A 10,922-nucleotide genomic window follows, 5' to 3' on the forward strand; every position below is an offset into this window, starting at 1 on the left:
CATGATTACATTAACGGAACAGATTAAGAGACGTAAAACCAGACGTATCATGGTAGGAAACGTACCGGTCGGCGGTGATGCCCCGATTTCGGTTCAGAGTATGACCAATACCGATACCACCGACATCGACGGCACAATTGCCCAGATAAGGGCAATTGCCGAAGCGGGAGCGGATATAGTGCGCGTCAGCGTGCCGACGCTCAAGGCTGCTGAGGCCTTTAAGGAAATCAGGGCCGGCTCACCGATTCCGGTGGTTGCCGACATTCACTTTGATTACCGCATTGCCCTCAAGGTAGCCGATTACGGTGCTGACTGTCTGCGCATAAATCCGGGCAACATCGGCAGTGACGAAAAGGTGCGTGCCGTGGTTTCCTCAGCCAGGGAGCACGGTATTCCAATCAGAATCGGCGTTAATGCCGGTTCTCTCGAGAAGGATATTCTTGAACGCTACGGTGAGCCTACTCCGGAAGCGCTGGTTGAGTCAGCCATGCATCACATCGGAATCCTTGAGCATCTTGATTTCCCGGATTTCAAGATTAGCGTTAAGGCATCAGACGTGTTTGTGGCATACGAGGCCTATAAGCTCCTGAGTCAGAAGATCGAGCAGCCGCTGCATCTCGGCATAACCGAGGCAGGCGGCTTCAGAAAAGGCTCTGTTATGAGTGCCATCGGCCTTTCCTGGTTACTTAAGGAAGGTATCGGTGATACCATGCGTGTGTCTCTTGCGGCTGATCCGGTAGAAGAGGTAAGAGTGGCCTTTGACATTCTGAAGGTGATGAAGCTGCGTACCAGAGGTATTAATTTCATTGCGTGTCCTACCTGTTCCCGTCGCGGCTTTGACGTTATCGGAACGGTGAACGAGCTGGAAAAGAGACTCGGAGACGTTACCGAATCACTGAACGTGGCCGTCATGGGCTGTGTGGTTAACGGTCCGGGTGAGGCTTCAAGGGCTAATCTCGGAGTATGCGGTGCCGCGGAAAAAAGCTATTACTACGAGGATGGCGAACGGCTTGACAGAATTCCGAATGAACAGCTTATTGATGAGCTGGAAAGGAGAATAAGGGCATACCTTGCGAAAAAGCAGGCCTAGCCCGGGGACTTCGGGATCCTTACCGGTGCGCATCGGAAGGCGATGCGGAAAAATAATAAAACCGGCAGATCCCGGCCGAAAGGTTCCGTGAGCCGGACATGTTTCCGGCTCACAATGATTTTGTGATTATATGGTTTGAATAATGTTTTTAAAGGAAGCTAGATAAAGTGGCGGTTAAAATTAACGCAATCAGAGGTATGAATGATCTTCTGCCTCAGGACAGCAGTATGTGGCAGCAGGTTGAAGCGGTTCTTAAATCAACCGCAGCCTCTTTCGGTTTCAGTGAAATCCGTTTCCCTATCGTTGAAAAGACCGGACTGTTCTGCAGGGCAATCGGTGAGGTTACCGATGTGGTCGAAAAGGAAATGTATACCTTCAACGACCGCGACGGTGATTCACTGTCATTAAGACCTGAGGGTACTGCCGGCTGTGTGAGGGCATGTCTTGAGAACTCCCTCATTCACGGTCAGGAACAGAGACTCTGGTACACCGGACCGATGTTCCGTCACGAAAGACCTCAGAAGGGCCGCTACCGTCAGTTCCATCAGTTCGGCTGTGAGGTGTTCGGACTGAAGGGACCGGATATCGATGCTGAAATCATTGCCTTTACCGCAGAAGTTCTGGCAAAGCTCGGTCTTACCGAACACGTAAGCCTGCAGCTTAATTCCCTCGGCTCCTCCGAAGAGCGTGCCGCATACAGGGATGCCCTGGTTGCATTCCTTGAAAAGCACCAGGATGTTCTTGATGAAGACTGCAAGCGCAGAATGTACACCAATCCTCTCAGAGTTCTTGATACCAAGAATGAGGATGTTATCGCCGTACTTAAGGACGCTCCGAAGTTAAGCGATTATTTCGGGGAGGAGACCAGGGCTCATTTTGAGGGACTGTGCTCAAGACTTGAAAATCTGGGCATTAAGTACGAGCTCAACAGCCGTCTGGTCCGCGGTCTTGATTACTACAATCTTACCGTGTTTGAATGGGTTACCGATGCTCTCGGTTCACAGGGTACCGTGTGCGGCGGTGGCCGTTACGACGGACTGGTGGAGCAGCTTGGCGGTCAGAGCACTCCGGCGATTGGTTTTGCCGTAGGTCTTGAAAGAATGATTCTTCTTCTTGAAACCCTGCAGCTTGTTCAGCGTAAGCCTGCGGTTGACATCATGATCTGTGCCATGGGCGAAGAACCTGAACGTCAGCAGTTAAAGCTTGCCCTTGATCTTAGAAAGGCACTGCCGGGTTTGGGTATAATGACACACTGCGGCGGCGGCAAGTTCAAGAAACAGATGGCCCATGCCGATAAGTCAGGTGCCCGTTTTGCGGTAATCATCGGTGATGATGAAATAAACAACCGGGTACTTAGTATCAAGGATCTGCGTTCAGGTGAACAGCAGACTGTGGAAATGGCGGCAGCAGCTGCTTATTTTAAGAGCGTATTTTAACAGGAGTATAATAAATGGACGTTTTTGAGGCTGATGCACAACAGAGAGAAGAAGAACTTCGCAAGTGGTGGCATGATAACTGGAAGAGTATTGCCATGGGCGTTATTCTGGCATTCGTCATTATTACCGCCGTGTTCTGGTACAGAGACCATACCAGAAAAATCAGATATCAGAATGCCGTGGATTTCTATGGGGTTGTAATGAACACCAATATGGCTGATGAAAAGAACGTTGCCGAAGTCAAGGCTTTCATCGGTGAACACGGTAACGACGTATACAGTCAGCTCGCAGCTCTTTCACTGGCAAAGCAGTTTGTAAGCGAAAAGAAGTATCAGGAAGCCGCCGATCTGTTAAACGGCAGTCTCGGTGCCGCAAAGGATTCAATTCTTGATGACGTGGTTCGTTTAAGAATTGCCAGAATCGACATTGAACTCAAGAAGTTTGATGATGCCGTTGCCGTTCTCAATGCAGTCAGAAACAATGACTCATTCAGATTTGAAGTTACCTCATTAAGGGGGGATGCCGCTTATGCTTCAGGCGACCTTAATGCCGCTTTCAAGTACTACGATGAAGCTCTTTCATATGCCAAGGCAGATGAAGATACCACCGTGGTTAAGATGAAGAGGGATGCCCTCAATGCCGTTAAGGGTGTGCCTGCCGCTAAAAATGCCGCACAGGTGACTGAACCTGCGGCTGAAGCTGCTGTCAAAGATACCGTTGCCGATGATGCGGCAGAAGCTGCGGCAAAGACTGTTGAAGCGGAAGCCTCAGCAAAGCAGTAAGCCGTAACCGGTTATGTGCAGGGATTTTGAGTTAAGAGAATTATCAGATGTTCAGCTTTTTTAAAAAGCAGTTTATTTCAGGGACGGTATTAGCACTGTCGGCACTTGCGGCAGGCTGTTCCACCGATGTCGACGTGTATAAGCCGGTATCGGCTCCAATTGTGACCAACAGTGTCGAAACCACTGTCGTATGGAGTGCATCCGTAGGTTCAGGTGTCGGCAATTACTATACCAGACTTACGCCTGCGGTGGATGAGGTTAAGGTATATGCGGCCTCACGAAACGGTGACGTGTTCGCACTTGACAGGGAGACCGGTTCAAGGGAATGGCATATTGATCTTGATGATGAGGATGAGAATGACGATCGTCGTTCAGCCCGTCTGTCAGGAGGTCTGGTCCTTCAGTACGGTACTCTTTACGTTACCAGTGAAAACGGCTATCTGTACGCCATCGATGCCGAGGAAGGCACCCTGAAATGGAAGACTGAAGTAGGGCAGGAGGTCATGGCAGCTCCGGCAGCCGGATATGACAAGGTATTCGTTCTGACGATTACCGGTCAGCTCCTCGCCTTCAATTCCGAGACCGGAGAAAAAATCTGGGCCAACGGTAATGACGGCAATACCGTTTCCCTGCGCGGAGACAGTAACCCGGTTGCGATTTCCGACCAGGTTGTCATCTACGGAACCTCAAACGGTAAGGTCAACATCGTTTCGCAGGAGACAGGCGTACTTATTCATCAGCTGAATGTTAATAATGCAAACGGTGCAACCAGAATTGCACGTCTCAATGACGTGAACAGTACACCGCTCAGCATTATGAATGAAGTGTACTCAGTGGCTTTCAACGGTAACTTCCAGGGATTCCTGATACCTGAATTCAGTTCAATGTGGAAGAGACAGTATTCGTCATGTCTTGATCTGGCAAGTGACTCAACCGATATCGCCCTTACCGACGTATCCGGTCATGTCTACTCCATCATCAGGGTTGACGGAACCCAGAGATGGGCAAATACCCGTCTTACCTACCGTGGCGTTACGGCGCCGGCTTATTTCAAGCGTCATGTGGTTGTAGGGGATTATGAGGGGTATGTTTATTTGCTGGATGATGCGACCGGAGAAATCAAGTCAATGCGCATGATTGACTCCAGCGGCCTCTATGCCGCTCCGGTAAGCGATGATGATTATCTCTATCTCCAGTCAAGAGACGGAACTCTTTACGCCGTTGACATTGAAGAGAAAAAAGAAGAATAGTATGTCCGGTACCGTGTTGCCGTGCATGTTATTCCGTGAATAAATTAAAAATTAACCGAACCGGCTTATCCTGCGGATAAGCCAGTTTTTTGATTATTATGAGGAAACAGATTGTGTCCAAGGTTGTTGCTTTAGTAGGTCGTCCGAATGTGGGTAAGTCCACATTGTTTAACCGTTTAACCAAAACGCGTGATGCGCTTGTGGCTGATTTTCCGGGACTTACCCGTGACAGAAAATATGGCCGCGCAATTTATAATGACAGTGAATATATCCTGATTGATACAGGCGGTATTGACGGCAGTGAAGAGGGTATTGAAACCCATATGGCCGAGCAGTCCCTGCTGGCCATTGACGAGGCCGATCTTGTTTTCTTCCTGGTTGATGCCAGAAACGGTCTCACCTCAGGTGACTACATGATCGCCGATTATGTCAGACGTCACCAGAAAAAGACCGTACTGGTAGCAAACAAAATTGACGGTCTTGATTCAGACGTGGCAACTGCAGAACTGTATGCTCTGGGTATTCCTAATATTTATCCTATTTCCGCAAGCCACGGCCGCGGTCTCAGTTCCCTTCTTGACGAAGTGCTGGCACCGGTTCTTTCTGACGGTGAAGAGCATCTTCTTCCTGAAGCGGGGCCTTTTGATGATCCGGACGTAATCAAATGGGAAAAGGGCTTTGAATTCCTGGACAATGTTCCGATGGACAAGGAAGCCGGCGGTTTCGACTGGCATGCCTGGAAGAAGCGTCATCAGAACGGCGGTGATGCCAACGAGTCAGAAGGTGAAGGTTCAGGTAATGATGAAGCAGCGGCAAAGGCCGAAGAGAAGGAAGAGCATGACGGTTCATTCTCCGATCTTCCTGTAAAATTTGCCATTGTCGGACGTCCTAACGTAGGTAAGTCAACCTTAACCAACCGTCTCCTCGGAGAGGACCGCGTTATCGTGTTCGATATGCCCGGTACAACACGTGATTCCATCTACATTCCTCTTAAGAAGGATGATCAGGAATACATCGTAATAGATACTGCCGGTGTCCGTAAGCGCAAGAAGGTTAACGAGGCAGTGGAAAAGTTCTCCGTGGTTAAAACCCTTCAGGCGATTGAGGACAGTAACGTTACCATTCTGGTAATCGATGCCAATGCGGGCGTAACCGATCAGGACCTTAGCCTTTTAAGCTTTATCATTCAGAGTGGCCGTTCACTGGTTATCGCCGTTAACAAGTGGGACGGACTTGATAAGGACGTGAAGGAAAAGGTTAAGCAGGATCTTGAACTCCGTTTGGGCTTCGTTGACTTTGCCGAAATACACTTTATTTCCGCACTGCACGGTACCGGTGTAGGACATCTGTTTGAATCCATTCTCAGTGCCTACAGATCAGCAACCACCCGAGTAAGTACCTCCAAGCTCAACCGCATTCTGACCATGGCCACCCAGGAGCTTCAGCCTCCGCTATCCAACGGTCGCCGCGTTAAGCTCAAGTATGCCCATGCCGGCGGTTACAATCCTCCGCGTATTATCATTCACGGTAACAAGACAGGTGATCTGACCGATGCCTACAAGCGTTACCTGAATAATTACTACCGTAAGAGCCTGCACATCATCGGTACTCCGATAAGTCTGGAATTCCATGACAGTGAGAATCCGTTTGAAGGTAAGAAGAATAAACTTACCCAGAGTCAGATCAGAAAGCGCAAGCGTATGATGGACTTTGTGAAGAAGGCGAAAAGAGATCGTAAAAAGAAGAAGTAAGGCACGGCTTTTCAGGTTTGCCTAATCGCTGATAAGGTCCCGGCTCCGGTAAGAGTCGGGACTTTGACTGTAATGAGAGGCAGATTCATTACGCTTACGTGAGATCGGTGAATGCGGACAGGTCCGTGTTTTTTCAGGGCTCTGGTGAACTTAAAGATGTCTCAATTTGCCGACAGTGCTCAGTCAGTCTTAAATGGATAAAAGAGTCTGTTCATGATCTTCGGGCATGCTGAACACGGACTGTAGTATTCTGGATTATTAAAAGGAAAAAACATGGCTGTAATTAAAAAGAACATATGTCACTGTGGTCTTACCGGAAAGGATTACCGCAGCTGCTGCGGTCTGTATCATACAGGAGCCAGGGTTACGGACAGATCTCCGCTGGAGGTGCTGATGAGCCGTTACAGCGCATTCTGTGAAAGCAACGGGGAATATCTGTTAAAGACCTGGCATCCTGATTTCAGACCGGATACCACTGCCAAAAAATTCAGCAGGGAAATAAAGAACGGCGGTAAGTGGATAAGGCTCAAGGTTAACGGAGTACTGGTTAATCCGGGACGAACCGAGGCCATGATCAGGTATGAACTGTCATACCGGGATGCATCAGGAGTTGTCAGAAGCACCTGCGTGTCCAACTTCGTATTTGAAGACGGAAGATGGTTCTATACCGATGAGGCGGAAAATACGGACATGAACGCACTGCCGCCTGAACTTGATTCTGCAGATACCGTACGGGCCGAGCTTGACCTGATTGCAGGCTGAATAAAACCGTAACGTTTCCTCCATTAAGGATAACTGAGAGGATAACGAATCCTCTCATCACCATACAGGTGGCTCCGTTTGTCTTTTAGCGGACTCGGGGACAGATGGCTTAAAATTCTTTCTCCGATTCTCTTTTTACCGATTGCTAGACCTTCATCAAAAAAGCGTCAGTTGAGCACATGATTTTTTCGGGAAATGCGTCAGGCATTAGATAAGATAATCTTATGGACATGGTATTAATGCACGGTACCGAGTAATGCCGGTATCGTTTTTTCTGAGGGATTCTCTCTGTTAGCAGGAGAGCTTATAAGGCAGGTGCGTCATGAATAAAGATACTGACGGCGGTGACGTCGCACGCAGCGAAGTTGACGGTGACTATTCCTTTGAGCCTGTTCCACTTTCGGCCAGAAAGGGATTCATTCCGCTTCTCTTTGTAATGATGGGATTTACCTTTAATTCCACAGGTATGAATGTCGGGGCCAAGATGGGGGTGGGCGCTGACATGACCGAATTTGTTCTGGCTCTTATACTCGGCGGAATCTTTCTGGCGATCTTTACGGGATTGCTTGCCTTTATAGGTTCCAGAACCGGGATGACCTTTGACCAGCTTGCCAGGAGGTCTTTCGGCACAACAGGTTCAAAATTTCCTTCACTTATAATCTCCGTTACCCAGATCGGATGGTTCGGTGTCTGTTCGGCAATGTTTTCCCAGCCCGTGGCGGAATATTTCGGCTGTTCTCCATACGTTATCATCGCCTGTGCCGGGGTATGCATGACGGCGTCGGCATATGTCGGATTCAAGGGACTGGAGATTATAAGCTATATAGCCGTTCCGCTGATTATAGTGCTGGGAATGTGGTCCATTTATCTTGCCATGGAGGGAACTCACGGTTGTTCGGATATTTTCAGCAATCATCCGGTAATCCATAATCTGAATGCACTGGTTGGCATGGTTATAGGAAGCTTTGTTTCCGGAGGGTGTTCCACTCCGAATTTCACAAGGTTTGCCCGAACCTCAAAAAGTGCCGTGATATCTACCGTGGCTGCCTTCCTTTTGGGGAATTCACTGATGCTGATTTTCGGAGCAGTGGGCGGGGCCGTTACCGGTAAGGATGACATATTCTACGTCATGATTGCTCAGGGACTGGTTCTGTCAGCGTTCGTGGTTCTCGGTGCCAATATCTGGACAACCAACGACAATGCTCTGTATTCTGCAGGTCTCGGTCTTTCCAATATCTTTACGGTAAGAAAGAAGAAAATGGTTCTGGCAGGCGGAGTCGTGGGAACGGTGTGTGCCTTCTGGCTTTACAGTAATTTCGTGTCATGGCTTCTCATTTTAAGTGCCACGCTTCCCGCAATCGGCATAATCATGATTCTGGACTATTTCTTTTACCCTCATAAGTACGTCGGGGGAGCACCTGATTCGATCTGCCGAATTCCCGCACTGGCAGGAACCATACTTGGGCTTCTCGCCGGTAATTTCATAAAATACGGAAACAGCGGGGTTAATGCCATAATTACGGCTGCCGTTGTGTGGTTTGTCTGTCAGATTGCTGAAAAGAGATTCCGTGCCGCCCATGCTGCGGACAAATGATGCGTACGGGGGTATAAGAGTTTCCGCTACCCGGAGTCATATGGGAAGGAATAAGACAGGTGAAGTCTGAAAAAGAAAAGGTCTCACAAAGGTGAGACCTTTTCAGTATGTTTCAGATGACTAATGCATCAGATACGCAGGTATTAAACGATACCCTGAGCGTACATAGCCTTGGCAACCTTAACGAAACCAGCGATGTTAGCACCTGCAACGAGGTTGTTCTTATCACCGGTGTATTCTTCAGCTGCAGAAGAAGCAGCCTTGTAGATGCTCTTCATGATCTGCTGGAGCTTAGAATCAACTTCTTCGAAGGTCCATTCAAGACGCTGTGAGTTCTGGCTCATTTCGAGAGCAGAGGTAGCTACACCACCAGCGTTTGCAGCCTTAGCTGGTCCGAAGATGATCTTAGCGTTCTGGTAAACAGCGATAGCTTCATTGGTTGAAGGCATGTTAGCACCTTCACCAACAGCCCAGGTACCGTTAGCGATGAGCTTCTTAGCGCTGTCAGCGTCGATTTCGTTCTGGGTAGCACATGGGAGAGCGATATCACACTTAACGTCCCAAATGTTACGGCAGCCTTCAACGTACTTAGCTTCAGGATGAACGGTTACGTATTCCTTGATACGTGCACGCTTAACTTCCTTGAGTTCGTGAATTAACTTGAGGTCAATACCGTTAGCATCGTAGATGTAACCGTTTGAGTCACTCATTGCAACAACCTTAGCGCCGAGTTCAGTTGCCTTTTCAGCAGCGTAGATAGCTACGTTACCTGAACCGGAGATAACGGTGGTAGCACCCTTGAAGCTCTTACCGTTAGCTTCGAGAGCTTCCTTCATGAAGTAGCAGAGACCGAAACCGGTAGCTTCGGTACGAGCAAGTGAACCACCCCAACCGAGGCCCTTACCGGTTAATACGCCGGTGAATTCGTTACGTAAACGCTTGTACTGGCCGTACATGAAGCCGATTTCACGACCACCAACACCGATATCACCGGCTGGAACGTCGGTATCAGCACCGATGTGCTTTGATAATTCGGTCATGAAGCTCTGGCAGAAAGCCATGATTTCACGGTCAGACTTGCCCTTTGGATCGAAGTCTGAACCACCCTTACCGCCACCGATAGGGAGAGTGGTAAGGCTGTTCTTGAAAATCTGTTCGAAACCTAAGAACTTGATGATACTTAAGTTTACTGAAGGATGGAAACGGATACCGCCCTTGTAAGGTCCGATAGCGCTGTTGAACTGAACACGGAAACCGCGGTTAACCTGTACATTACCGTTGTCGTCAACCCAAGGTACACGGAACATGATCTGACGTTCAGGTTCAACTAAACGATCCATGATGCCGGCCTTTACCCATTCTGGGTGCTTTTCTAAAACTGGTTCAAGAGTTTCTAAAACTTCCTGAACTGCCTGGTGGAATTCAGGCTGGTTTGGATTGCGGGCTAAAACGCTGTCCATTACAGGCTTTAATAATTTCATATTTTGTTATCCTAAAAGTTATTTATCTGGATTTTGTTAATACCTAAAAATATGTGTGCAACAACATCTGGCAATAACCAAAATACACGCAAATACATATTATTTTTTTAATTGCATAAAATGTCAAGAATTTATGATTAAAAGTCCGAATTATTTTCGGTGACAATTATCCGTAAAATCGGTGAAAATGCCTGATTATCAATGGCAGGAAGTGTTTTTGGGTAAATGAATAATTATGCGTAAATATGAATATTTATACAATAATGTTTGTTTTGTGAACAGCAAAAACGGTATGAAAAATACGTTTTTTTAACCGGGAGCCTCTGGAAAACAAAAGACCGGAAAAAATGATTTTTTCCGGTCCGCTCCCCGGACGTCCGGGGACTGAATTGTCTTATTCTGAAAAACAGACATTAAACTTCGGTCTTTTCAAAATGAATGGTATAAAGAACATGACGGCGCTGTCTGTTTCTGCGCTTGGCAACAAGTGACGGAACTCTGTGTTTGGACAGTCTGCTTGCTGTAAATCTGGAGAGTTTCAATCCTCTTTTCATGGCTGTAATCCTTTATTCTGTAATTTTATTTGCCGAATAACTCCGGGAATGCATGTGCCGCACGGCTGAACGGAAAGGTAAAAATGCCGAAAGCCCCGGTTTCAGGCACTCTGCCGGTGTCCGATACCCGGAAGGTCCGTTTGCGGGAATGATATTTGGGGTTCGCCCGGAAAATTCGGGTAAAGAGTATACTACTATCTTTACGGTTTGTTAATTATTATT

Annotated in this window: 8 protein-coding genes and 1 pseudogene; 7 read left to right on the forward strand and 2 right to left on the reverse strand. The window is 48.0% G+C overall.

From position 1 onward, the window contains the following. Position 1 precedes the first annotated feature (1 nt). The 7 genes and pseudogenes from ispG to codB all read left to right on the forward strand — a co-directional run bounded on the left by ispG (position 2) and on the right by codB (position 8,665). On the forward strand, positions 2–1,090 hold the full coding sequence (ispG, locus tag QZU58_RS02700) for a flavodoxin-dependent (E)-4-hydroxy-3-methylbut-2-enyl-diphosphate synthase (protein WP_294494596.1): 1,089 nt from the start codon (positions 2–4) through the stop codon (positions 1,088–1,090). Positions 1,091–1,257: 167 nt separating this feature from the next. After that, positions 1,258–2,526, forward strand: coding sequence for a histidine--tRNA ligase (gene hisS, locus QZU58_RS02705; protein WP_294494599.1), 1,269 nt, complete (start codon positions 1,258–1,260; stop codon positions 2,524–2,526). Between the two features lie 14 nt (positions 2,527–2,540). Continuing rightward, entirely contained in the window at positions 2,541–3,308 is a 768-nt protein-coding gene (locus tag QZU58_RS02710) for a tetratricopeptide repeat protein (protein WP_294494601.1), read from the forward strand. 47 nt (positions 3,309–3,355) lie between these two features. After that, the gene (bamB, locus tag QZU58_RS02715; RefSeq protein WP_294494604.1) at positions 3,356–4,558 is read left to right on the forward strand and encodes an outer membrane protein assembly factor BamB; all 1,203 of its coding nucleotides are present in this window, start codon (positions 3,356–3,358) and stop codon (positions 4,556–4,558) included. Positions 4,559–4,671: 113 nt separating this feature from the next. After that, a pseudogene (gene der, locus QZU58_RS02720) lies at positions 4,672–6,258 on the forward strand (ribosome biogenesis GTPase Der); the annotation flags it as partial. Positions 6,259–6,582: 324 nt separating this feature from the next. Further along, positions 6,583–7,071 carry a YchJ family metal-binding protein gene (locus tag QZU58_RS02725; RefSeq protein ID WP_294494610.1) on the forward strand — a complete coding sequence of 163 codons (489 nt, stop codon included), beginning with the start codon at positions 6,583–6,585 and terminating at the stop codon, positions 7,069–7,071. 322 nt (positions 7,072–7,393) lie between these two features. After that, positions 7,394–8,665: a cytosine permease gene (gene codB, locus QZU58_RS02730; RefSeq protein ID WP_294460589.1), complete on the forward strand. Its 1,272-nt coding sequence runs from the start codon at positions 7,394–7,396 to the stop codon at positions 8,663–8,665. A gap of 143 nt (positions 8,666–8,808) precedes the next feature. Here the strand turns inward: codB and gdhA are convergent, their stop codons facing one another. After that, positions 8,809–10,146 (reverse strand): NADP-specific glutamate dehydrogenase, encoded by a 1,338-nt coding sequence (gene gdhA / locus QZU58_RS02735; RefSeq protein ID WP_294460585.1) that lies wholly within the window; start codon positions 10,144–10,146, stop codon positions 8,809–8,811. A gap of 413 nt (positions 10,147–10,559) precedes the next feature. Continuing rightward, positions 10,560–10,700 (reverse strand): hypothetical protein, encoded by a 141-nt coding sequence (locus QZU58_RS02740; RefSeq protein ID WP_157608040.1) that lies wholly within the window; start codon positions 10,698–10,700, stop codon positions 10,560–10,562. Positions 10,701–10,922 lie beyond the last annotated feature (222 nt).

The organism is uncultured Ruminobacter sp. (assembly GCA_902764345.1).
Lineage (GTDB): Bacteria > Pseudomonadota > Gammaproteobacteria > Enterobacterales > Succinivibrionaceae > Ruminobacter.